The sequence below is a fragment of the Peribacillus sp. YIM B13481 genome, from assembly GCF_042787985.1.
Classification (GTDB): Bacteria; Bacillota; Bacilli; order Bacillales; family DSM-1321; genus Peribacillus; species Peribacillus simplex_A.
Genome location: NZ_JBHZPE010000004.1, coordinates 1 through 22,266 on the forward strand (window position 1 = coordinate 1; position 22,266 = coordinate 22,266).

General features: G+C 39.8%; 27 protein-coding genes. 8 read left to right on the forward strand and 19 right to left on the reverse strand.

What is annotated here, in order from left to right; all coding sequences use genetic code 11:
• Positions 1-96 precede the first annotated feature (96 nt).
• The 5 genes from dapF to ACFX4X_RS04175 all read right to left on the reverse strand — a co-directional run bounded on the left by dapF (position 97) and on the right by ACFX4X_RS04175 (position 4,726).
• The gene (gene dapF, locus ACFX4X_RS04155) at positions 97-1,083 is read right to left on the reverse strand and encodes a diaminopimelate epimerase (RefSeq protein ID WP_284470471.1); all 987 of its coding nucleotides are present in this window, start codon (positions 1,081-1,083) and stop codon (positions 97-99) included.
• A 183-nt stretch (positions 1,084-1,266) separates the two neighbouring features.
• Positions 1,267-2,568: an NCS2 family permease gene (locus ACFX4X_RS04160; RefSeq protein ID WP_377381876.1), complete on the reverse strand. Its 1,302-nt coding sequence runs from the start codon at positions 2,566-2,568 to the stop codon at positions 1,267-1,269.
• A 157-nt stretch (positions 2,569-2,725) separates the two neighbouring features.
• On the reverse strand, positions 2,726-3,298 hold the full coding sequence (locus tag ACFX4X_RS04165; protein ID WP_061463560.1) for a beta-class carbonic anhydrase: 573 nt from the start codon (positions 3,296-3,298) through the stop codon (positions 2,726-2,728).
• A gap of 88 nt (positions 3,299-3,386) precedes the next feature.
• On the reverse strand, positions 3,387-4,181 hold the full coding sequence (locus ACFX4X_RS04170; RefSeq protein ID WP_377381880.1) for a hypothetical protein: 795 nt from the start codon (positions 4,179-4,181) through the stop codon (positions 3,387-3,389).
• A gap of 224 nt (positions 4,182-4,405) precedes the next feature.
• Positions 4,406-4,726, reverse strand: coding sequence for a DUF4870 domain-containing protein (locus tag ACFX4X_RS04175; protein ID WP_061463562.1), 321 nt, complete (start codon positions 4,724-4,726; stop codon positions 4,406-4,408).
• Between the two features lie 225 nt (positions 4,727-4,951).
• On the opposite strand from ACFX4X_RS04175, the gene ACFX4X_RS04180 reads away from it, so the two are divergent.
• From ACFX4X_RS04180 to ACFX4X_RS04195, 4 genes are all read left to right on the forward strand, one after another.
• Positions 4,952-5,731, forward strand: coding sequence for an undecaprenyl-diphosphate phosphatase (locus tag ACFX4X_RS04180; RefSeq protein ID WP_377382137.1), 780 nt, complete (start codon positions 4,952-4,954; stop codon positions 5,729-5,731).
• A gap of 352 nt (positions 5,732-6,083) precedes the next feature.
• Positions 6,084-6,638 (forward strand): GNAT family N-acetyltransferase, encoded by a 555-nt coding sequence (locus ACFX4X_RS04185; RefSeq protein WP_061463563.1) that lies wholly within the window; start codon positions 6,084-6,086, stop codon positions 6,636-6,638.
• Between the two features lie 206 nt (positions 6,639-6,844).
• Positions 6,845-7,237, forward strand: a complete 393-nt coding sequence (locus ACFX4X_RS04190) for a CidA/LrgA family protein (RefSeq protein WP_377381885.1) — start codon at positions 6,845-6,847, stop codon at positions 7,235-7,237.
• Positions 7,212-7,895, forward strand: a complete 684-nt coding sequence (locus ACFX4X_RS04195; RefSeq protein ID WP_081108829.1) for an LrgB family protein — start codon at positions 7,212-7,214, stop codon at positions 7,893-7,895. The genes ACFX4X_RS04190 and ACFX4X_RS04195 overlap by 26 nt, the downstream gene beginning before the upstream one ends.
• A 33-nt stretch (positions 7,896-7,928) precedes the next feature.
• Here ACFX4X_RS04195 and ACFX4X_RS04200 read toward each other — a convergent pair whose 3' ends face one another.
• Together ACFX4X_RS04200 and ACFX4X_RS04205 are read right to left on the reverse strand one after the other, a co-directional pair.
• Positions 7,929-8,078, reverse strand: a complete 150-nt coding sequence (locus ACFX4X_RS04200) for a DUF2639 domain-containing protein (protein ID WP_081108830.1) — start codon at positions 8,076-8,078, stop codon at positions 7,929-7,931.
• A 52-nt stretch (positions 8,079-8,130) separates the two neighbouring features.
• The gene (locus ACFX4X_RS04205; RefSeq protein WP_284470466.1) at positions 8,131-9,219 is read right to left on the reverse strand and encodes an undecaprenyldiphospho-muramoylpentapeptide beta-N-acetylglucosaminyltransferase; all 1,089 of its coding nucleotides are present in this window, start codon (positions 9,217-9,219) and stop codon (positions 8,131-8,133) included.
• A gap of 193 nt (positions 9,220-9,412) precedes the next feature.
• Here ACFX4X_RS04205 and ACFX4X_RS04210 point away from each other — a divergent pair, with 193 nt between their 5' ends.
• Together ACFX4X_RS04210 and ACFX4X_RS04215 are read left to right on the forward strand one after the other, a co-directional pair.
• Positions 9,413-10,525 (forward strand): mechanosensitive ion channel family protein, encoded by a 1,113-nt coding sequence (locus tag ACFX4X_RS04210; protein ID WP_284470465.1) that lies wholly within the window; start codon positions 9,413-9,415, stop codon positions 10,523-10,525.
• 127 nt (positions 10,526-10,652) lie between these two features.
• Entirely contained in the window at positions 10,653-12,008 is a 1,356-nt protein-coding gene (locus ACFX4X_RS04215) for an MATE family efflux transporter (RefSeq protein ID WP_284470464.1), read from the forward strand.
• 49 nt (positions 12,009-12,057) lie between these two features.
• On the opposite strand, the gene ACFX4X_RS04220 is transcribed toward ACFX4X_RS04215, so the two are convergent.
• Positions 12,058-12,831: an SDR family oxidoreductase gene (locus ACFX4X_RS04220; RefSeq protein WP_284470463.1), complete on the reverse strand. Its 774-nt coding sequence runs from the start codon at positions 12,829-12,831 to the stop codon at positions 12,058-12,060.
• 159 nt (positions 12,832-12,990) lie between these two features.
• Between ACFX4X_RS04220 and ACFX4X_RS04225 the strand changes: the two genes are divergently transcribed.
• Positions 12,991-13,458, forward strand: coding sequence for an Hsp20/alpha crystallin family protein (locus ACFX4X_RS04225; protein WP_284470462.1), 468 nt, complete (start codon positions 12,991-12,993; stop codon positions 13,456-13,458).
• Positions 13,459-13,660: 202 nt separating this feature from the next.
• Here ACFX4X_RS04225 and ACFX4X_RS04230 read toward each other — a convergent pair whose 3' ends face one another.
• The 6 genes from ACFX4X_RS04230 to ACFX4X_RS04255 form a co-directional block, all read right to left on the reverse strand.
• Positions 13,661-14,392 carry a CAP domain-containing protein gene (locus tag ACFX4X_RS04230; RefSeq protein ID WP_061463568.1) on the reverse strand — a complete coding sequence of 244 codons (732 nt, stop codon included), beginning with the start codon at positions 14,390-14,392 and terminating at the stop codon, positions 13,661-13,663.
• Between the two features lie 449 nt (positions 14,393-14,841).
• A complete protein-coding gene (locus tag ACFX4X_RS04235) occupies positions 14,842-15,279 on the reverse strand; it encodes a FixH family protein (protein ID WP_284470460.1) in 438 nt (145 codons plus the stop codon).
• Between the two features lie 19 nt (positions 15,280-15,298).
• Entirely contained in the window at positions 15,299-16,714 is a 1,416-nt protein-coding gene (locus ACFX4X_RS04240; protein WP_377381894.1) for a sensor histidine kinase, read from the reverse strand.
• Positions 16,711-17,397, reverse strand: a complete 687-nt coding sequence (locus ACFX4X_RS04245) for a response regulator transcription factor (protein ID WP_061463571.1) — start codon at positions 17,395-17,397, stop codon at positions 16,711-16,713. The genes ACFX4X_RS04240 and ACFX4X_RS04245 overlap by 4 nt, the downstream gene beginning before the upstream one ends.
• Before the next feature lie 5 nt (positions 17,398-17,402).
• Positions 17,403-18,365 (reverse strand): YncE family protein, encoded by a 963-nt coding sequence (locus ACFX4X_RS04250; protein ID WP_317776997.1) that lies wholly within the window; start codon positions 18,363-18,365, stop codon positions 17,403-17,405.
• A 118-nt stretch (positions 18,366-18,483) separates the two neighbouring features.
• On the reverse strand, positions 18,484-18,750 hold the full coding sequence (locus tag ACFX4X_RS04255; protein ID WP_089364061.1) for a hypothetical protein: 267 nt from the start codon (positions 18,748-18,750) through the stop codon (positions 18,484-18,486).
• Between the two features lie 110 nt (positions 18,751-18,860).
• Between ACFX4X_RS04255 and ACFX4X_RS04260 the strand changes: the two genes are divergently transcribed.
• Positions 18,861-19,103, forward strand: coding sequence for a hypothetical protein (locus ACFX4X_RS04260; RefSeq protein ID WP_061463574.1), 243 nt, complete (start codon positions 18,861-18,863; stop codon positions 19,101-19,103).
• 68 nt (positions 19,104-19,171) lie between these two features.
• Here the strand turns inward: ACFX4X_RS04260 and ACFX4X_RS04265 are convergent, their stop codons facing one another.
• The 5 genes from ACFX4X_RS04265 to ACFX4X_RS04285 form a co-directional block, all read right to left on the reverse strand.
• Positions 19,172-19,306 carry a hypothetical protein gene (locus ACFX4X_RS04265; RefSeq protein ID WP_284470457.1) on the reverse strand — a complete coding sequence of 45 codons (135 nt, stop codon included), beginning with the start codon at positions 19,304-19,306 and terminating at the stop codon, positions 19,172-19,174.
• Between the two features lie 62 nt (positions 19,307-19,368).
• Positions 19,369-20,295, reverse strand: a complete 927-nt coding sequence (locus ACFX4X_RS04270; RefSeq protein WP_284470456.1) for a CobW family GTP-binding protein — start codon at positions 20,293-20,295, stop codon at positions 19,369-19,371.
• Between the two features lie 123 nt (positions 20,296-20,418).
• On the reverse strand, positions 20,419-20,952 hold the full coding sequence (locus ACFX4X_RS04275; protein ID WP_061463576.1) for a cupin domain-containing protein: 534 nt from the start codon (positions 20,950-20,952) through the stop codon (positions 20,419-20,421).
• A gap of 23 nt (positions 20,953-20,975) precedes the next feature.
• Positions 20,976-21,605, reverse strand: a complete 630-nt coding sequence (locus ACFX4X_RS04280) for a methylthioribulose 1-phosphate dehydratase (RefSeq protein ID WP_377381902.1) — start codon at positions 21,603-21,605, stop codon at positions 20,976-20,978.
• On the reverse strand, positions 21,602-22,261 hold the full coding sequence (locus ACFX4X_RS04285) for a 2-hydroxy-3-keto-5-methylthiopentenyl-1-phosphate phosphatase (RefSeq protein WP_284470454.1): 660 nt from the start codon (positions 22,259-22,261) through the stop codon (positions 21,602-21,604). The genes ACFX4X_RS04280 and ACFX4X_RS04285 overlap by 4 nt, the downstream gene beginning before the upstream one ends.
• Positions 22,262-22,266: the final 5 nt, after the last annotated feature.

Consider the following 22,266-nt stretch of genomic DNA (forward strand, 5'->3'; position numbering starts at 1 on the left):
GACCGCCCGCGGAAAGCGAGTGCCTGGAGTGGAAAATCAACGGCCAAATTGTACAACTCATAAAAAATAGACAAACTAATTGTTGGTCTTTCCAGTTTATAATGTCGTTTTCAAATAACTTTGAACTTCATCCTGCAGCTTGGAATATAAGCTTGTTTCCGATTCAAAAACCTGTTTTTCAAGCATTTTGAATTTTTCAGGCTGATCTAAGTTTATTTCAATCAATACCTTGAATTCATATGTTGCATTCCCGATTAAATCTATTGAATACTTTTGGCTTTCTTCATCATGATGGACGACGCATTTAACTTTTCCACCGTTATTATAGACAGATATTTCACTTTCCAACGAGTTAATTCCAACAGAGCATGTTACTAGGCTTGAAGCTGACATCGCCGTTCCACATGCATTAGTGAAGCCTACTCCCCGTTCAAATGTCCGCACATAAATGCTCCCTGGTTCAAGCTCTTTCACAAAGCTGACATTGACACCATCAGGGAAAAGCGCATTCGGTTGATTGACCTTTGTCGAAAGGTCTGCCTGCAAATCACTTTGCAAAACGTCACTATCGATGAGCGTGATTAAATGTGGATTAGGAACCGCCAATGCCGAAAATAAAAGGGTATCATGAAGTTCCGGCATTGGTTCGTTTAGCAATTGTTCTTTTGCTAATACAAGAGGAAGATCCTTTACATTAAAACTTACCGGGGAAATTTCCACCTTGAAAGTCGGGATGCCCTCATAAATATCTTCCGTTTTCTCCACGAGTAGATTTGCCTTCATCGTTTCCACAATCATTTTATCGAGCCCTAGAACGTCGTTCGCATAACGCGCAACACAGCGAAGTCCATTGCCACACATCGAAGCTTCCGATCCATCCGCATTAAAGACACGCATCCGGCAATCGGCCTGTTCACTTTCCATTACAAACAAAATACCGTCCGCTCCAAGCTTTTCCCTATTGCATAGGGCCTTCGCGAAATTTTTTCGCTCTTCTTCAGTAAACGTCAAGGCCGTAGTCAATTCATCAATTATTAAGAAATCATTACCTGATCCATGGCTTTTTAAACCTTCAATAATCATCCTGTCACATCCTCTAATATGCTGCTAGTCATTTATCATTTTTTAATATTCTATATCATAGCATTTTCAGAATGGATGTGTCATCGAGTAATTCACAATAAATCCATTTTTTTCGTCAAAAATATACAATAAGAAGAGCGGTTGGAATAAGAGAGAACTCATTCCAACCGCTCTTCCATAATATTAACCAAGCATACTGATGATGAAATAGACGATAAACATTCCAGCACTCACATACATCGGGGCTGACACCTCTTTCGCCTTTCCGGTAACAAGCTTCAAGAACGGGTACAGAATGAAACCGAATGCCATTCCATCCGCGATACTGTATGTGAATGGAATGATCGTGATGATCATGATTGCAGGTATACTCTCGGTTATATCGCTGAAATCCAGCTTTTTAATGTTTCCGAGCATCAAAATGCCAATAATAATTAAAATGGGGGCAATGGCGCTATCAGGGATCACTTTAATCACTGGTATAAACAGCAATGATAGAATGAATAGCAAACCCGTCACCACTGAAGTAAAACCGGTTCTGCCTCCAGATGCGATTCCTGCTGCGGTTTCAACTGTTGCAACGGTAGGGCTCGATCCGAATATACCTGAAAATAAAACGGAAACACTTGTCGCCTGCAGCGACTTTTTATAGGCGTCCTGGCGATTGATACTGTCTACATGCCCGTGTACAAGACCAATATTTTCAAAAACAAGAACCATCGTCATCGCAAATACACTTATCCAGAATTCAATTCGGTCCGCTTCCATGAACGATAATGAAAAGAAGAGATCGCCGTAGGAAGCTGTGTCTATGCCTGAAAAATGGATTTCCGATAGTTGAACCGTCCCGAAACAATAGGCAATAAGGCTACCTGCCAGGATGGTAATCATGAAGTTACCGGGGACATTCTTGATGAATAGCGTGATTGCCAGTAAAAAGGTTAACACCGTTGCACACACTGCTGGATCGCTTAAATCTCCCAATGCGACGATAGATGATGAACCTCCCGTGATTATCCCGCCCTTCTCGAGACCGATTAGCATCAAGAACAAGCCAAGACCAACAGATATGGCTTCTTTTATCGAACTTGGAATTGACTCACTGATTAACTTAGAGTATTTTGTAAAAGCAATGACTACAAAAATAACCCCTGAGATAAACACAGCACCAAGCGCCGATTGCCAAGATAGACCCATCCCTTGAACCATGGTATAAGCAAAAAGGGCATTTACGCCCATTCCTGGAACGAGGAGGATTGGGACATTCGCCCAAATTCCTATCATGACACAGCTTAAAGCAGATAAAAGAATCGTGGCAATCACTGCACCATTAACTGGTATGCCTGCTTCCGATAAAATCAGGGAATTCACGATGAGTATATAGACTATCGTAAAATAGCCGACGACTCCAGCAAGGATTTCACGCTTTCCATTCGTTCCATAGTCTGAAAAATGGAAAAACGCTTCCAAGTTTAATTTCTTCATGTTGTATCCTTATAAAATTTATCCCTCGCCCACCCGTTTGTATTAGTGACAAACTACACTTCGCGATTTTATCAAAAAAAAGGATAAAAATAAATAGTATTGCTTAAAATTTGAAAAAAACTGCCGGAAAATAATCCCGACAGCTTCGATAAATATATTATTTTTGTTCTTCCGCATACCCATCGACTATCAATTCCAGCTTCCCTGTATCGGGTGAAATGATAAGACCATGTACAGGAATATTTTTAGGTATTAAAGGATGTCCTTTAATCACTTCCACACTTTTCTTAACACTTTCATAAACATCATCAAATCCGCGAAGCCAACTGCGAATATCTATTCCTGCAGCTCCAAGGGTATCGATGGTGCTCTGTGGAATATCACGTTCAACCATTTTCCCTACTACAGAATCTGCATCTACTGATGCCATTCCACAGTCATGGTGAGGTATGACGAATACTTCATCTGCCTTTAGCTCATAAATGGCAATCAGGATACTCCGCATGACACTTCCAAATGGATGGGAGACGATTGCCCCGGCAGTCTTCAGGATTTTGACATCGCCATTTTTGATATTCAAGGATTTTGGCAATAGTTCAACGAGCCGAGTATCCATACAGCTTATGATGACCATACGTTTCTCAGGGAACTTATCCGTTCTATACTTAACATAATCACCTTTTTCTACAAACTGTTCATTAAAATTAAGAATCTCATTAAGTAAACTCATATTTACCACCTTTTATTATGTAATCAATCTATGTATCCTTCTATAATTATATCAAATATTAAAAGGATTTGCTAAAGGATAACACTAGTCAATTTGAACGATGATTTAGAGTGGCTGCACAAAACCCAAAGACGATGATTTTAGGGATTTCATCAACATTGGATGAAAAAGAAAGTATGGGGGTATTTGTCTTGAATCGTCTCCCCCATTCCATAGGCATCCAACCTTCTTGGTATGAAACGATCTTTTCCCCATCTTTTGTGGCTATCTCAAAAGAATTCACACTCCCCGGCGTTTGAATGGGCATCCATTCTGTGCCGTCTTCCTTATATATCATTCCATTGATCTTCACGAATGAACGATTTTCTTGATACGATCCAATAAGGCCGCCTTGATCATCCATGATCGTCATTTTATTGAAAAGCCCTCTTTTGATATGGTACTTGGCTAACAAGCACCCCTCATTGTCCACCAGTTCATATCGCTTGGCCAGGAGCATCGACAAGAAATTGGGAATCATCCACATGAACCACTTCATATTCAAATCACGTATCTCGCCCATTAGAGACCCATCAGGTGCAAAGAGAAGCAGCCGCAATGTCGGTGCTGGCATAAAAGTCAATAAAACATGTTCATTTTTTAATAACCCGTCATTCGTCCCGACGAATTCATCAGGCAATTCCTTAATTCTACTTTCATATATCCTGTGACTGATAAATTGGACAATACTAAATAAAATAAAAGGAAACGTTATCAATAATATATTGCCAGGTATCAACGAAAAAATATGGCAAATGAAAAATACAACGGCCAAAACAAGAGATATCCAAGAGGCATTGAAATTTGAATTGCTCGTTTTTTGATAATATTCACGTATATTCATATTCTGCTCTTTTCCTCACCCCTTACAAGAAAGTTTGCCGCCTTAAGCGAACATTAATTAGCAGTACTACAAGCCGCCCGTCTTTCACTTAATAAAGTGCATTGAAGTTGTTATCATATTACTTTATTCGCTTTAATATGATCTATTCCCTTTTTAATGAAGGGCAATTCCCAACATGGTTCATATAAAAAAGGACTCCGAATACGGAATCCTTTTACATCATTCTATAAAATCCTAAAAATTAAGGGGAACCTGTAATCCGTTCCTTCATAGGCCCTTACAGCAGCAATGATGGTGAATACGACTAAAGCTATCCCGATAACCGGCAATAGCAAGAATCCAATCAATACTATAGTAAGTATCCCTGCAACTATTGAATATACAGTGTAGGAAATGAAAAAATTCAGGTATTCCCTTCCATGATAATCCACAAATTGTGACGAGTCCTTTTTCAATAACCAAATCACTAAAGGACCGATAAATGCTGTAAAAAAGCTGATTACATAAATAAGGGCAGCAAACACTTTCTCATCTTTAGTAGGCATAGTGTCTTCTCCTCCTCTCTCATATTAATAATTACGAATCAGTTGAAAAATAGTTTCATTTTCCTTTCATTATATTCGAAAAAAGTAAAAATGGACTGCCTTTTCTTCATGAAACCCCATTGGCAATACATTTAACGAAAAATCCGAACATGTTCATCCGTCTTGTGCATACAGATTAAATAATGGATTGTCCCATACCTTCTAGAATGGAGTGATGTTTTTTTGCTGAACGATTTTCAAGCCTTCATCCTTGGAATCATTCAAGGCTTGACTGAGTTTTTACCTATTTCAAGTACTGGACATTTATATTTAGGACGGCATATATTCCATCTTGACGAGGCCGGCATTTTTCTTGATACCATGCTCCATATCGGTACATTGCTGGCATTATTGGTCGTCTACAAGAATGACATTATTTCGGTTTTGAAAAACCCTTTCTCCAAAATGACTCTGCTTCTCATTGCAGGGACGATCCCTGCAGTGATTGCCGGCATTTTACTTGGGGATTGGTTTGATGGCCTTTCAAAAACAGGGGTGACCATTGGCTGGGAATTTTTAGTGACCGGGCTGATTTTATGGGTAGCGGACGGTGTAAAAAAAGGTGGCAAGTCAATTAATGAAATTTCCATTACGGATGCCCTGATCATCGGTACTTTCCAAGCTGCTGCCATCATGCCTGCTCTTTCGCGTTCCGGCCTAACGATAGCCGCAGGGCTCTTCTGCAGGCTTGATAGGGCCACGGCAGCTTATTTTTCCTTCTTGCTTTCAATTCCAGCCATTACGGGGGGCATTGTATTTCAGATGAAACCAATAATTACAGGAGAAGTTCAACGGCTTCCAGTCACTGCGCTTTTCGTTGGTACCCTAGCCGCAGCAATCTTTGGTTATATTGCTGTAGTATGGATGATTGATTTCTTAAAAAAGCGTTCACTGAAAATATTCTCCATTTATGTATGGGCCCTCGGGGCAATCATTTTATTCATGCAATTCACAGGGAAGTTTTAAAGGAAGCATCAAGTTACCCTTGAAAAATCGGGCGAAGAAATCAGTTTTTCATGAAAAAAAGCAAGCGTTTGCCTTCAAATTTCACCCTTCATAAAAAAGTTGAAATTTGACGAAAAAAAAAGGCAAAAAACCTATTCCCAAACCGATTTTTTTTTAGTATTATACCTTCGTAAGGGTCTTTTGATTTGTATAATTTCTGACAATAAAAATAGGGAAGGCAAATGGTGCGCCACCGGTTTCCGGTTCTAGTGGGTTCGATTCCCACCCCGAAATTTTTTGATGAACGACTTAAAAAATTTCGAGGGTGGGCAGCGACTACGCATAAGAACTGCCCTCAAACGGAGGGACGGAAATGTTAAAAAAGAGAGATTTCACAGATTGTTTTTCTCTTTATGAACAAATGACGCATCCAGATGTCTTCCCTTTCGTGCGCCATAAAGTAGATTCATATGAAGAATATGTTTTCATTACTAAGCAAACGATCGAGGCAGAAGATTCTGGGGAACTCATTTCACGAACAATCTTGGATGAATGGGAAAATCCCATCGGTTGTATTTCTTTATACGATATTGAAGATGGTGCAGGTTTCTTAGGCACATGGCTTGGCAAGCCTTTTCACGGGAAAGGGTATAATGCCATTGCAAAGGACGCTTTCTTTAAAGAGCTTTTTTTCGAGCTCGGTTTGGAAACAGTATTCATGCGTATTCGCAAAAAAAATATTCGCTCGATTAAAGCCGCGGAAAAGCTTCCCTATGCTGTTAATGCCAACGAAACAAGAAAGTCCCTCTATGATCAGATCAATCATGAAGGAGATATCTTCGATTTGTATGAAATCCCGAAAGATTTATACACCTTTCATATCCTTAGACAGCATGATGATGACGAACAGCAGTTACTTGAAGCATAAAACGAAAAGCATTTTAAGATGGCTTTGTTTATCTTTTCATATAATGGTCAGGAGCTTCCAATATTGGAAAGCTCTTTTTTCCATTTTCACAGGATGTTTAGGAAAGATTACTACAATTCCCTATTCATTTCAGGGATATTTTTTTATAATGAATACAATTGACCCATTCCAAAATATATTCAAAGAGTCATTGAAAGGACCTAATCATGAAAAAAACATTTGCTTTTATCGTGCAGCTTATCATGCTGCTCATCATTTGCAAGCTCGGCTATTATTTAGCCCCTTTACTTCATTTACCTATTCCAGGCAACGTCATCGGCATGATTCTGTTATTTAGTTTATTACAGATGAAGGTTATAAAAGTTGAGTGGATCGATCTTACTTCAGGATTTTTGGTAAAGCACCTAGCCTTTTTCTTCATTCCAATTTCAATCAGTTTAATGACCATGGGATGGCTTTTCATTGAATTCGGTTTGCCATTGGCACTTACATTGGGAGTCAGCCTGATATTTGGATTCATCGTTTCGGCTTGGGCTGTTCAAAAGTTATCCAATAGAGGAGAGGTTAAGCGGCATGACAGCGCTCATCACAACATATAGCATCTTGATAACCATCCTTTCCTATTACATAGGAAGGAAAATATATGCTAAACATCCATCACCTTTTACTACGCCAGTATTTTTCAGTACGGTTACAATCATTCTCGTACTGCTGATCAGCGGTTTGAACTTCGAAGATTATTCACCGGGAAAAGACATCATCACCTATTTCTTGGGGCCAGCTACCGTTGCTTTGGCCGTACCACTTTATAAAAACAGGAAGATAATCGTTAAATATGCAATGCCGGCAATCAGCGGCATGATTTTTGGTCTTATGGTCACATTGATCATTGCCTTAGCCATTGCTAAAGCATTTTCACTTCCGCAGTTCATACTCCAAGGATTGGCGGTTAAATCAATTACAGTGCCAATCGCAGTAGAAATCACGGAACTTTATGGTGGTAATTCTAATATTTCAGCAGCCTTCGTCATTTTGACTGGGGTGCTGGGTACGATGATCGCTCCAAAAATGATGGATAAATTAAACATTACGATGCCCTTTGCGCGTGGTATCGCATACGGTACGATCGCTCATGGCCTTGGAACGGCTCAAGCCGCTCAGGAAAGTGAGTTTACTGGGGCAGTCGCAGGTGCGGCAATGGCTATTGCAGGTATCCTCATTTCCTGTTTCTTTCCGTTTATAAGTCATTTCCTATAAAAGAACCGCAACGTCAATGACGTTGCGGTTCTTTTATGATTTATCCTTTTGCAGGTCTTCATATAAACGTCTTAGAATATATGATTTATACAGCTCCAGCTTTTTTTTCTCGATTGGATGATAGTTAATCCCTGCGGCTTTTAATTGCTGAATGAACCATCCTTTAGAATATTCATAAGCCATTCTACCCCCTCCTCTGTTCGAAAAAGATATGCTTCAATGAGGGGATTGATACTTATTTTTTTGCAGTCATTACTTCAAGTAATAATTCATACATTTCCGCTGCCGTTTTGAATGGGCGTTTTTGACGCATTTTCTCCTGATAACCTTCCGATTGATTCACTAAATCCGCTAATGTAGCATGAAAGATCCCCTCATTTAGATCCTCTTCTTGAATGACTTTACAAAATCCCTGTTTTTCAAAGCTTGAAGCATTTAAGATTTGATCTCCACGGGATGCATTGGCACTTAGAGGGATAAGCAACATAGGCTTTTGTAAACCTAGGAATTCAAATATTGAATTTGAACCTGCCCTTGATACGACGACATCAGCAGCAGCCAATAGATCGAATAATTCTTCATGTACGAATTCAAAGGGAGCATATCCCCTTTGTTTCAATTCGTTTTTCACATTTCCCTTACCACAAATGTGAATAATTTGGTATTCCTTTAGTAGGGCATCAAGGTTATCTGTAATCAAGTTATTGATTTTTACAGCTCCTAGGCTGCCGCCCATAACGAGTAAAACCGGTTTGTTATTCGTGAATCCACAAAATGCCTTTCCAGCGGAAGGATTTCCCGTAAAAATCCCATCGCGCAATACAGCTCCTAGATACATGGCCTTCTCCTTCGGAAGATCTTTTTCCGTTTCCTGGAAGGTAGTGAAAATCTTCGATGCAAGTGGCATGGCAATTTTATTGGCCAGTCCAGGTGTATAATCCGATTCATGGATTGCAATCGGAATTCTCAGCATTCTGCCTGCCAAAACGACCGGAACGGATACGAATCCACCTTTAGAGAAAATGAAATCCGGCTTGGTCTTTTTTAGGATTTTTCGTGCATCAAAAATCCCTTTTATGACCCGGAAAGGGTCTTTCATATTTTCGACAGAAAGATAACGTCGGAATTTCCCGACTGAAATCGTTTCATAACGGACCTCGGGAAATTCCTTTTCGATGATATTTTTTTCAATGCCTTTTTTTGAACCAATATAAGTAACATCCCAATCATGCTCTAAAAATTCCGGGATGATTGCTGCATTAACAGATACATGACCGGCAGAACCGCCTCCGGTAAATACTATTTTCTTAGTCAATATTTCCACCTTCCAAACTTAAAAAATCACTTTGCATCCATATTACCATATATCCATGCCATTAATAACTTGAAAAAGCAGTAAGTGAACCTTAAAATACCATGATGAATGTAATTATCGATTATTTTTTCCTTTTTTAACATGAATATATTATAATCTTAGTATTCTACAATACTACAAGATACATTGGAGGAGTAATACATTGCAAGAAGTTTCTGAATCTCTCCATCAATTTGATGGAATCGAAGCCTGGACCCAATTAGGAATTTCCATAGGTATTTTTCTAATCTTCCTTTTGCTTCGGAAAGTATTTACTAAATATATATTCAAATTCTTTCTTCGAATGGCAGAAAAACGTAAAGTTGAATTTGCGGCCAACTTAATGCTCGCTATCGAACAGCCGGTAAGATTGCTTATCGTTTTGATTGGTGTTATTATTTCGATGCATTATTTCCCGCTTGACTCGCCTTCGACTGAATTAAGATTGAAAATATACAGATCATTTTTTGTCTTCTTATTCTTTTGGACGATTTTCAATATCAGTTCGATCTTAACTATTTTATTTCCGAAATTAGTAAGTAAATTTGGACTTGAAGTCGATCAAATCGTCATGCCGTTCTTTACGAAAATCATAAAGTTAATCATCATTGCTTTTGGTGCCTCCATTATTGCGGAGGAATGGGGTTTTAATGTCGATGGATTTGTTGCAGGGCTTGGTTTGGGCGGATTGGCTTTCGCTCTTGCTGCTAAAGATACCGTCAGCAATTTTTTCGGGGGTATCGTCATCGTCACCGAAAAACCTTTTACAATAGGGGATTGGATCAAAACTCCAAGTGTGGAGGGAACCATTGAAGACATCACATTCCGAAGCACCAAAGTTCGGACTTTCGCCCAAGCTTTAGTTACGGTTCCAAATGCGACCCTTTCGAATGAACCGATCATTAACTGGTCAAAGATGGGTAAAAGACAGATTGCCTTCCATTTGGATGTGAATGTTACAACGCCAAAAGAAAAATTGGAAAATGTCATTAGAGGCATAGAAAAAATGCTGATTGATCATTCAGAAGTACATCCGGAAACGATTCTTGTTAAGTTTGATGAGTTTAGTCATTCCGGCTTCAACCTTTACCTCTATTTCTTCACGAATGCGACTGACTTTGGAGGATATTTATCAATTAAAGAAGATGTGAACTTTAAAATAATGGAGATATTAGAGCAGGAAGATGTGCAAATTGCCATCCCTTCCCAGGCTTTCATTCTTCAAAAAGATTCAAATATAGAAGCCATGAATGATTTTGAATCCATGCGCGACTGACAAAAAGACTTGCCCTAAAACGGCAAGTCTTTTTCATTTCAAATAAAAGCTTAAAACATCACGCGCTTCTGTGATATAATTCTTTCATTGTGTTGAAAATTTCAAATATTTATATTGAGGTACTTTGATGAACCAGACTTATACTAAATCGCAAAAGATCCGTATGTTATTTTATATATTGATACCTATCCTGATAACTCAAATCGGCCTATATGCCATGACTTTTTTTGATGTAATGATGTCAGGGCAATACAGTACGCAGGACGTTGCTGGCGTCTCGATCGGCAGTTCGCTTTGGACACCCGTGTACACGGGGCTAAGTGGGATATTGATTGCCTTAACGCCGGTGGTTTCACAGCTCGTTGGTTCCAGGCAGTCCAAATCCGTTTCCTATTCTGTGATGCAGGCCATTTATTTAGCTGTCGCTTTAGCCTTGGTCATTTTAATCATTGGGGCGTTTTCATTGAATCCCATATTGAATGCCATGGATCTTGAAGATAATGTCCACCGGGTGGCGCATGATTATTTGATCGCCCTTTCTATCGGGATCATTCCTTTATTCGTTTATAATGCGTTGAGGTCATTCATAGATGCACTCGGGCAGACGAGGATCTCCATGATCATTACCTTGTGTGCACTTCCAATTAACGTCATATTTAATTACCTGTTAATATACGGGAAGTTTGGATTCCCGGAACTTGGAGGAGTCGGTTCCGGATACGCTACTGCCATTACTTATTGGTTAATTGCACTGGTTGCCATCATTGTAGTGGTGAAAATCAACCCATTTTCGACATATAAGGTTTTCAATGAATTTTTCCGGGTTTCCTGGAAAGAATGGCGTGCCCTATTATTGATTGGGGTGCCTATCGGTCTGGCCATCTTTTTTGAAACTAGCATTTTTTCGGCCGTTACCCTTTTGATGAGTAAGTATGATACCGTGACAATTGCTTCTCATCAGATTGCCATGAATTTTGCGTCACTGCTTTATATGATGCCGCTAAGTATATCCATGGCATTGACGATCGTCATTGGATTCGAAATTGGGGCATCCCGTTATAAAGATGCCAAAGAGTACAGCTGGATTGGCATCTCGATGGCATTGACGATGTCGCTCGTTTTGTCGACCATCCTATTCCTCTTCCGCGAACCTGTCGCCTCTGTTTACACTAAAGATCATGAGGTAATGATGCTGACATCACATTTTTTAATCTATGCCATCTTCTTTCAGATATCAGATGCCCTGCAGGCACCTATACAGGGTATATTGCGTGGATATAAAGATGTAAATGTCACGTTTGCGATGTCCCTTGTCTCATATTGGATTCTTGGGCTTCCCGTTGGCTATTTCTTTGCACAGTATACGGACATGGGAGCCTTTGGGTATTGGATCGGCTTAATTTCCGGCTTGGCCCTCGGAGCGATAGGGTTGGCTGCTCGTTTAAGGTTCATACAGCAAGTAAAGTATAAAAAAATGGCATAATAAAGAGTGGGGCTGGATTACACCGGCCCCACCTTTTTACCCTAAACCACTAGGCTTTATATAATTTCCCAAGTACATCCTTAGCTCCAGTTACCGGTATGACGCTACCGGTAATGAAATCTGATTTTTCATCACATAGGAACGTGATGACCCTCGCTATATCCTCCCCTGTACCTGGTCTTCCGACTGGAACCGTATCATCCTTTTCTCCTCTTGCGACCCTAATTTCCTCTTCTTTCCAATCACCTATGATATCTCCAGGACAGACCATATTCACGGTGATCCCATGTTTAGCTTCTTCGGCAGCCAAAGTTCTAGTTAAGGAGGTCAACCCGCTCTTTGCAGCGGCAAAAGCAGAACGATATATCCAGCCTGGTGCAGTTTCACACCTCTCAAACCCTAAAGTGATGACTCTGCCCCATCTTCTACTGCGCATTTGCGGAATAAGCTTCTTGGCAAAATAGAAAAAACCATTTAAATTTCCATCCATGATGTACTTCCATTCATCACTGCCATATTCAGACATGGGCTTGCGATCATGCATATAAGGCCCTGCGTTATGAATGAAGATATCAACATGGCCAAAAGCCTCCAAGACCAACTGCAAAATATTTCGGCAATCTTTCTCACTCGACGAGTCACCTTGAATCGCAAGTGCCTTTACATTGTACTTTTCCTGCAATTCATCCACTAATGCTAGGGCTGCCTTGTTACTTTTTCGATAAGTAATGATAATGGACATACCATTATCCGCAAGTGAAATTGCCATCCTTTTGCCGATTCCCGTTGCTCCACCAGTAATAAAAGCTACTTTTTCATCCACAGGATTACCCTCTTTATCTAATGGATTTTACTTAATTATACATAAGTTTGACCCGTTTTCTATAATTTAGTAATTATAAAAACGAACCTATAGGCTTTAGCCTGCATAAAATATAAGAAATAAACCTGTCAGCCAATAAGCAGGAGAGAGGAATTCAATATGTTTCCCTGGAATTCACTTTTTTCTTTAAAAAATAACCCGAACCAAAAGGACTTCATGAAAAATATGCAGCAAAGTGATGTACAATCGTTCATTGAAAAAGTATTTTCACAGGTCATCCCTGACAATATGCAAGGTATGATGAACCATAGTGAAGGCGGGGCACAAAAAGAACATGCCAAATCCGAACATCCTTTACATGCAGATGTTTTTGAAACCCATTTAAATGTCTTTGTAAGAATTCCCATAGAAGATGAATCTTGGCTAAAGAAAATGAAACTTTACCATACCTCTAACCAATCCATCATTGAGGGGATTCCAGAGGAGTCAGATCGGCATGTCATAACGCTGCCCGCTCTTGTTAAGAAAAAAGGGGCATCTGCCCAATATAAAGAATCAACATTGGAAATACGCCTTCAAAAAAGTTTCAATACCCAGTATTCAGAAATCGATGTATCCGAGATTTGATTTGGCTTCAAGGGACCACACTAATTTTCTGGTGCGGTCCTTCTTTCTCTTGTTGCCAACAACCACCAGTCCATACAATTAGGTTTCGGCACATTACAAAAATCAATGGCACAAATCATGCTATTCCATTAGAAGTAATTGATCAATTGCGTGCAAAAAAAGCACACCCCATGTTAATGGGATGCACTCTTCTACTAATCTATTATTTTCCGATGAATTGTTGAGTCCAGTAGTTACCAGATGCTACGTAACCTACTCCAATATGAGTAAAGCTAGGATTCATGATGTTTTCACGGTGTCCTTCGCTATTCATCCAAGCTTGTACCACTTCTTCAGGTGTTTGTTGACCTTGTGCGATGTTTTCGCCAGCTGATGTATAGCTGATTCCGAATTGTTTCATCATATCGAATGGTGAGCCGTAAGTTGGGCTATTGTGATCAAAGTAATTTTTATCTTTCATGTCTTGAGACTTGATACGGGCAACTTTGCTCAACTTAGTGTCGATTTTAAGTGCTGCCAAACCTTGTTTTTCACGTTCTGCATTCGTTAATTTAACAACTTCTTGTTCATAAGCACTTAATTCAGAGCTTGTCTCTGCTTTTTTATCAGTAGATTTATCAGGTGTTACTTCTGGTGCTTCAGGTTTTGCTTCAGGTTTTGCTTCAGGTTTTGCTTCAGGTTTTGCTTGGTTCGTTGTTCCAACTTCTTGAACTGGTGTTTGAACTGGTGTTTGTTGTGCCTGTGCTGCAGGTAATGTGAAATTGTATTTAGTTAAGTATTGGTTAAGGACATTTTGCATATCCTCTTTATTCATAGTTTGATAAGTTACTTGTTTTACAGTATCACAGTTGGCTGCTTCTGCTTGGTTAACTCCTACTCCTGTGAATATAATAGCTGCAGCTGCTGCTGCTGACATAAACATTTTCTTTTTCATTCGTATTTCCTCCTGTGATGTTCATTTTGTGTTGTGTTTTGCTTCTGGAATTATCATATCATGCATTTTTCGTAATATATGCACCATCAATTTCCATCAAATTCACAGGATGCGAATGAGAAAATATTTTTATCCAAGTTTCAGAGAAGTCTTGCAAAAATGCTTTAACTATCTATGTTTCTGTAAGTAGTATAAATACCCATATTTTCCTAGCCACTCCTTGTCAATGGTAGTTACATAGAACCATTTCCATGGAATACTAATAACTTTTCGTTGACATATCGTTTCCAAGCTACTTATTATGACTTTCATTACTTTTATGTTACATTTTTTTCGTTTTAAATTCGACATTAGACTTCATCATTCACCCCTATCCCCCCATGAGGATTTTACAAATAAAAAAACAATCCGGATTCCACCGAATTGTTTTGGTTTGGATTTTGCATTCATCATTTCATTTCATCATCATTCATCTCGTCCATATCCTTTTTTCCACCATTTTGTTCAGGAGGGCTTGGTTTGCCTATGACGAATTTTTCCTTTGGCATGTTGTGCATATCCCTTGCTGTTACGTGGGCATATACATAATAGGTTCCTTCTTCTTCAAAAGTCTTTTCCAATTCATAAATGCCGTTTTCTTTATGTTTTGCAGGAATCTTTTCATGGTCTTTGCTATTTGCAAGCCAAATTTCAAAGCTGACATCATCCGCATCTGTCACTTCTTCATCCCCATAAGTAACTTTTGCCTGAAACTTCACAGGCTCATTCACTTTGCCATGAATTGGATCGACAGCTAAATCGACATTCAACATTTTCGGAATTTCCTCTTCCTTGCCGCATCCAGCCAATAAAATTAACGTCATGCAAAATAACATGATTCTTTTCATTTTTGAACGTATCCCCTTTTTATGAATTCAATTCTTCTCCTATTATAGGTAGCACTACCCTGACTTTTGTTCCTATTTTTTCTTTACTTTCTATTTCGATATTGCCATTTTGCAATTCCACCAATTTTTTGACGATGGACAGCCCAAGCCCTGACCCGCCATCAAAACGGCTGCGTGCTTTGTTCACCCGGTAAAAGCGATTCATTACATATGGTAGATCCGCTTCAGGAATCCCATTACCCGTGTCAGTAACCACCAGTTCGCAATTTTCTTTATGCTGAATCAAGGTAATATTGATTGATCCTCCAGGCTCCGTATACTGAATGGCATTGTCAAAAATGTTATGTAAGATTTGTTCCATCCTGCCTTCATCCCCAATAATAATCGGGTCCGGATCCAGATCAATTTGCAAGTCCAATTGCTTTTCTTTTATTATAGGTTCATAAATCACAAGCACATCTTCAATGAATTGAGCAAAGGCAATCGGGGTTTTAAATAACATGAGTGGATCACTATCCATTTTTGATAAATCCATCAAATCTCCTACAAGCCGCTGCAGCCTAAGAGCTTCCCTTGAAATTAGTTGAAGGTATTTACGTTCCTCTTCATCATTTTTCACTACACCATCCAAAATGGCCTGCGTGTATCCCTTTACGTAACTAAGCGGGGTTCTAAGCTCATGTGCAACATTTTCAAGAAACTCTTTTTTTCTTTCTTCTTCCAAATGGATGGAGTTAGCCATATCATTAAAGGCTTTTGCCAGTTTACCTATTTCATCATGACTCCTTACCTGAACCTGTATGTCATAATTGCCCTCTGAGACTCGATGGGCAGCAGTCTCGATGTCCTTGATTGGACTGATTAGCTTTTTCAACCATTTCGTAGTAAAAAAAATCGCGACAATCAAGAATAAAAGAACCGCTGCCATCCACTTTGCAGCAAATTCCTTAAGCAAGACCGTAATAGAATCCACTGGAATATACGTATAGATGATGCCTTCGAGGCGATCTCCGTCAATCAGGGGTATGATGGCCGCTACGATGTTCTTTTTAAACCTTTTCTCGTACCCCTCTTTTTCAACGGCTTTCCCGTCTAAAAGCATTTGCCGTTCCTCTTCAGAAATGAGGGTGTCATAATTGATTTCAAAAGGGAGACAGGCACTCAATTCCCTGGGATTGCTGACGACAAAGACCTCGCTGTCATTCTTACTGTTAAACCATTCAACTTTTTGCTTGAAGTCTTCACTGATTTCACCGCCGGTATAATCCTCACCAAGCAATGACGCTTCATTGACTAAATCTGTTTTAAGCTTCTCCACATAAAGGTTTTTATAATAATATTGGGAAAGGGAGTAAGCGAACAGCACGGACAGGATGATGGCGGTGATGATGGTAAGCCATAATTTAAAAGAGAGGGACCTCCATTTATTAATCATTTCTTTTCCTCTATCTTATACCCGATTCCCCAGACGGTTTGAATGTAATCGGCCGCGCTTAATTTCATTCGTAAAGTTTTGATATGGGTATCCACGGTACGTAAAGACCCCCCATACTCCCCGCTCCATACATTTTCAAGCAGTTGTTCACGGCTAAGTGCCTGACTTTTATGACGCATGAGGAATAAGAGCAACTCGAATTCTTTCAAGGTTAAATTGATAGGGGTCCCTTCCACCAAAACCGTTCTGGATTGTAAGTTTAAGCTAATTTTACCGAATCGCACTTGGTTTAGATCCTCTTCTTTCAATGATAGTTTGCCTGTCCTTCGCAATACCGCTTCGACCCTAGCGACCAATTCTCCTGGATTGAACGGTTTGACGATATAATCGTCCCCGCCGAGCTTCAGCCCTTTCACCATATCCCACTCTTCACCTTTCGCACTGACAAATATTACAGGGATCTCCCAATTATCACGAATCTTTTCACATACCGAGAAACCGTCCATACCTGGCATCATGATATCCAGTAGGATTAAATCCACTTCATGTGTTTCAACCATACTAATGGCTTCTTTTCCATTCGCAGCTTGAAGGCATCGATAACCTGAGTTCAGCAAATACATTTCAACTAGATTCCGCATATCCTCTTCATCATCCACGACTAAAATGGTGTAAACATGCATGTCAACTACTCCCTCAACATCAATTGGAATGGACCTTCGCCGACTTTGATCGTTTTTTTAACATCGACTGTTCCAGCATCCACTACATACACTTCATCACTATCATATCCAGCTACGACCACATCTTCGTTAAAGTTTGCCATTTCAAAAGGGTTGACGCCGACCACCTTGCTTTTCACTTCCTCATATTGATCATTCAATTTATATAAGGAGCTTGTGCCATGACTAAGGACAAAAATGCCTTCAGCATTCTCCAGGAACTTTATCGGCATGGTGGGAGCCTTCAACTTTTTCTTCAACTCTCCCGTTTTTGCCGAATAAATATATAGATCTTCTTCCACTTGATCTCCATGACCGTGTCCTCCGATCCATATTTCATCCTTTTCTTCCCTCAATAATGAGCCAGTGCTGGAACTATGTATGGGAAATTCGAATTCAACCTTTTTCGTTTCAAGATTTATCACTGAACATTTGGTATCCCCAAAATTAATTACATACAAGCGATTCGCTTGCACACCCTGAAGAACGGTCAAAGGGCTTTTACCGACACTGACTATATCCTGTTCCTCACCTTCATCATTTAAAAAATAAATGGAGTGATTCGATTGATTGACTGCCACGATGCTTTTTCCATCATGTAATAACTGCATATTGACGATCCCTTTCCCAATTTCCCAACTGTTTATCAGTTTTCCTTCTGATAAAGAGTACACTTGGACTTTCTCCATATCCTTTCCATAAAGCAAGATAGTATCTTTGTCTGCCAGGAGCAGGGCTCCGGTAAATGGTTCTGAAATATCCCATTTGGCAAATGGATGATAGTTTTCATCTATGAAAGTCAGGGAGGTATCCTTGATATTGACTGTCGCCAAGAAAGATTTACTTTTATTTATTTTTGTAAATGTATTACTGCCATTACACCCAGTAAGCAGTAAGATGGCAAGAAAAAGCCCAATGCCCCACTTCATATTTTAAGCTCCTTATTCATTAAATATCTATTTTTTTTAAATTTTAACAATGATTTGTGAAAAAAGTATGAAGCGGAAAAGAATATTCTCTAAACAAGCATCCGTATCACAACTGGAATCATAACCTTTCCAATTCAGTGACATAGGATATGACGATCGCGTTTTTCATTTCTTCTGAAAGCGCAGAACCCATCACGCGTTTAATACAGAGGTAAAACTTTTCCAGTACTGGTTTCCGGGCACGGGGGTGTGCATTTTCATCTAAAAGCTCGCGGCGAATTAGTTCCGATAATACTTCCCTTCCACCTCCATCCGGCACCTTACGATTATTCCATAAACTTAAATAAGCCTCCAGTACTGCTTCTTGCCTGACATTATCTTTCATATTATCCCTTCCATCCATCACTAATTTATACATATTATTAATCAAGTTTGTAAAGACTAACTTAATATTACGATTACGCAATAAAAAATTCAAAAAAAGGAGTGAGTAAATTGTCTCAAGTATACCGCTGTCCGAATTGCCGGACAAATAAATCTCGCTTCAATCTCATTAAGCAAGTATCAACCCCCATTAAAAAGGATCCGCAATCCGGTGAGATCGTTGAACAATATTCGAACGATTCGCTTCAGCCTTTCCATCTAGCATATAATGGTCCAGAAATTCGGGTGCAATGTGCTGCGTGCGGATTAATTGAAGACGAAAAGACATTTGCCGCCTTTGGATTGCAACAATGAAAATGGTCAGACCCATTTATGGTCTGACCATTTTTTCAATCTTTTCCCACCGACATTTTAGCTGCGGTCTATGGCAATTGGAATGACTTTTCCATCCCCATATCCATCATCCAATAATGCATTCTCGATTTCAATGGCCTTTTCCCTAAATCTTCATCTAGATTTTTCATCGAATTCGGATAATCATTCTTATTCCATGGCAATATTACCGCCTCCTTGATAAGAAAGTCTCCTTTTATGTTTCTCTTTAATGGACGGCAGACGTTTATTGGGCCGCTTTCGCTTCCAAAGCCTTCAACTGGCCGATGATAATTTCCCTATCCAACTTTTCACCGATAATGACGATATTCAATGGCATTTTCATCATTTCATTCATATACATCGGCATTCCGTATGAGTATTGGAATAAATGGGGGAGTTGTGAATGTGTAAAGGAAATGTATCCTTTCATTCGATAGACCGTTTCCGGAAGGCCCCTAAGCCAATCTTCAAAGTCAGTTTGTGCCACGGCACCCTCAAATGTGTGGACCACTGCAGTTAAATGCAAATGGTCGTGTACATCAAGCTTTTGATGGCCATTTTGCCGTTTTCTTTGCATCTGCTGCAACGATATCAAGGAAATGGCCGCATACTCCGTCAATAAACAAACAGCATCGGTGTTAAGCGCCTGTATCGAATATATCAGCTGTGCGGCCTCCATCTCACTTACAAGGTCCACTTTATTCAATAATATGAAATCCGCATGGTGGATTTGCTCAGCAAGCAACTGCCGAAGCTGCGGAGACAGTTCTTCCCGATCGCGCCACCGTAGTAAATCGACGACCGTTATAATCCCTTTATAATCCAGTCTTTTGGCGAAAAGCGGCGACATGATGCCATCCAATACTTCAACTGGATGGGCTGCGCCCGTCGTTTCAATATAAACGGCGTCCAGGTTGTTTTCAGTTAGCAATTCATGAAGCTGAACCTCCAGCTTATCCTGAATGGTGCAGCAAATGCACCCGTCAAACAACTCCTTCAATGGCACTTCATCACCAATCAGGCCGCTGTCCACCGATACACTGCCGAGCTCATTCAAAAGGACGGCCACTTTCCTATTTGCTTCACTTTCCTGTTTTAATATATTTCGTAGAAGCGTCGTTTTCCCGCTGCCGAGAAATCCTCCTAATATGTAAACTTCGGTTGTTTTCATTTGTATCTGCTCCCATGATCCTGTAAAATTCGATTCCGTTAAATTTTATCATACTTATCTTTTAAAAGCACTTGCCCGAACCACATAAAAAACCAGCCCGTAAGCTGGTTTTTCGACAATGATTCATGCTTGAACTTCGTCTTTTTCGTAAATCGGCACCCATCCTGCCGCTGTAACGAAAATACGGACAGCTACAGTTTTTCTATCTTCTGCCAGCGTGAAATAATGCCGTGTGGATTCTGGTACACTAATAAGATCTCCTGGATTAAGCCGTACATCAAACCACTGCTTATCGCTGCCCTCAATGGCAAAAATACTGGTTCCGCCTGCTATGAAACGCACTTCATCATCTTCATGGTGGTGTTCCTGCTTAAAGTTTTCAAGCATTTGATCCAAGTTTGGATTTGCATCGGATAATGTGATGATATCTTGAGCTTTATAGCCTCTTCTTTCGGAAATTTCCGCTATCTCAGATTTGAAAGTTAAAAGGATTTCCTCTTTGTCAGCATCTGTCAGATCGTATTTTTCCACAAGATGGGCCGGTAATTTCGAAATGTCCCATTGTTCATAAATAACCCCTTGTGTTTCTAAAAAGCCTTTTACCTGTTCACCGTTTTCAATAACCTCGTTTGTTTCATGGAACCTAATCATCGCCATCATTCATCCTCCTCTAGGATCTTTTATCTTAAAGAACCTGCAAACGCCTTTTGTTGATTAAGCAACAGTTGATATTGAAATAAAAATTCGCAAGCTTCAAGTATTCTTTTTGCTTCGAGTCCGCTTATACCCCAAACCGTAATTCCATGATTGCGGATCAGCACGGCGCCAGAGTCTTCTTCGACATGTTGCTTGAACTTATCGGATAACTGTTGAATGTCAGCGTGATTATATATTATTGGAATCCGAAGCTCTGAATCTTCATCCCACCGTCCGGTCGCTTTTATGATTTCATGATTATGAAAAGAAACCTGACCTTCATCTCCGTACAATTCGGATATCACATTATTTTCAACTGTATGGACATGGAGTACACAGTTCGCATTGGTTTTCCCGTAAATAACGGTATGAAGCAAAGTTTCGGCCGATGGTCTTAGCTCCGTTTCTTCAACTGGTTTTCCTTTTAAATCCACCAATAAAAAGTCCGAATCCGATTGCTTCCTTTTATCCTTACCGCTTGCCGAAATATAAAAGAAAGGACTTTTGGGCTCGCGGATGGACAAGTTCCCGCTTGTTCCCATAAACCAATCCCTTTGGGCCAGTTCAGCTTTAATATCGGCTAGCTCCAGCCATTCTTCAGTATGTGTGTTCACGCCTTTACCTCCTCCCGCCGCTTTAAAATATCAATTACATCATAAAACGTCTCAAAACCTTGATGAGGAATCCCTTCTCTATCACAATTCTCAAGCAGCATGTCACGGGCTATGACAAAATCGGCCTGTTTTGCCGCTTCAAAATCCGTTACTGAATCTCCAATAACGAGCTTAAAATCACCCGCACTCGCAATTCCCCTCATAATTGATGGCTTACAGCAACCGCAATCCTTATTACATTGGTCATCACAAGCGTGGGGCCACTCAATATAAATCTTTTCCTTATTGAAAAATGCATTGTTGCAATAAACGGAATCTGCTGGCAAGATATCATTTAAAAGAGGTGCAATGAAAAAATCCATGCCTCCACTTACAATATATAAAGGGATGTTGGCTTTTTTCGTATACTCAACGAATTCATTAAATCCTGGACGAATGCCGGCCGTCTCGCATACATATTGAATGATGTCATCCTTCAAGCCACTATCAAGCAAGGAAAACATATCACCGACCCCTGAAGATATACTGATTTTTTGCTGAAGGACATCGTCTTTCAACTTTTCCCACTCCGGTGGCGCAAATTTTTTCATGATAGAAATGATATTATCTGTGTTGGTGATCGTTCCATCGAAATCGCAAAAGATGATCGGTTTCATTATTT

Excerpts from the sequence above, each read along its gene's own strand:
- ACFX4X_RS04235 (WP_284470460.1), bottom strand. The coding sequence starts at position 15,279 with ATGAAAAGAATCATGTTATTTTGCATGACGTTAATTTTATTGGCTGGA.
- ACFX4X_RS04185 (WP_061463563.1), top strand. The coding sequence starts at position 6,084 with ATGTTAAAAAAGAGAGATTTCACAGATTGTTTTTCTCTTTATGAACAA.
- ACFX4X_RS04240 (WP_377381894.1), bottom strand. The coding sequence starts at position 16,714 with ATGATTAATAAATGGAGGTCCCTCTCTTTTAAATTATGGCTTACCATC.
- ACFX4X_RS04195 (WP_081108829.1), top strand. The coding sequence starts at position 7,212 with ATGACAGCGCTCATCACAACATATAGCATCTTGATAACCATCCTTTCC.
- ACFX4X_RS04170 (WP_377381880.1), bottom strand. The coding sequence starts at position 4,181 with ATGAATATACGTGAATATTATCAAAAAACGAGCAATTCAAATTTCAAT.
- ACFX4X_RS04160 (WP_377381876.1), bottom strand. The coding sequence starts at position 2,568 with ATGAAGAAATTAAACTTGGAAGCGTTTTTCCATTTTTCAGACTATGGA.
- ACFX4X_RS04275 (WP_061463576.1), bottom strand. The coding sequence starts at position 20,952 with ATGGCGATGATTAGGTTCCATGAAACAAACGAGGTTATTGAAAACGGT.
- ACFX4X_RS04255 (WP_089364061.1), bottom strand. The coding sequence starts at position 18,750 with ATGAAAGATAATGTCAGGCAAGAAGCAGTACTGGAGGCTTATTTAAGT.
- ACFX4X_RS04245 (WP_061463571.1), bottom strand. The coding sequence starts at position 17,397 with ATGCATGTTTACACCATTTTAGTCGTGGATGATGAAGAGGATATGCGG.
- ACFX4X_RS04200 (WP_081108830.1), bottom strand. The coding sequence starts at position 8,078 with ATGGCTTATGAATATTCTAAAGGATGGTTCATTCAGCAATTAAAAGCC.
- ACFX4X_RS04175 (WP_061463562.1), bottom strand. The coding sequence starts at position 4,726 with ATGCCTACTAAAGATGAGAAAGTGTTTGCTGCCCTTATTTATGTAATC.
- ACFX4X_RS04270 (WP_284470456.1), bottom strand. The coding sequence starts at position 20,295 with ATGAAAACAACCGAAGTTTACATATTAGGAGGATTTCTCGGCAGCGGG.
- ACFX4X_RS04165 (WP_061463560.1), bottom strand. The coding sequence starts at position 3,298 with ATGAGTTTACTTAATGAGATTCTTAATTTTAATGAACAGTTTGTAGAA.
- dapF (WP_284470471.1), bottom strand. The coding sequence starts at position 1,083 with ATGATTATTGAAGGTTTAAAAAGCCATGGATCAGGTAATGATTTCTTA.
- ACFX4X_RS04285 (WP_284470454.1), bottom strand. The coding sequence starts at position 22,261 with ATGAAACCGATCATCTTTTGCGATTTCGATGGAACGATCACCAACACA.
- ACFX4X_RS04225 (WP_284470462.1), top strand. The coding sequence starts at position 12,991 with ATGTTTCCCTGGAATTCACTTTTTTCTTTAAAAAATAACCCGAACCAA.
- ACFX4X_RS04215 (WP_284470464.1), top strand. The coding sequence starts at position 10,653 with ATGAACCAGACTTATACTAAATCGCAAAAGATCCGTATGTTATTTTAT.
- ACFX4X_RS04230 (WP_061463568.1), bottom strand. The coding sequence starts at position 14,392 with ATGAAAAAGAAAATGTTTATGTCAGCAGCAGCAGCTGCAGCTATTATA.
- ACFX4X_RS04250 (WP_317776997.1), bottom strand. The coding sequence starts at position 18,365 with ATGAAGTGGGGCATTGGGCTTTTTCTTGCCATCTTACTGCTTACTGGG.
- ACFX4X_RS04190 (WP_377381885.1), top strand. The coding sequence starts at position 6,845 with ATGAAAAAAACATTTGCTTTTATCGTGCAGCTTATCATGCTGCTCATC.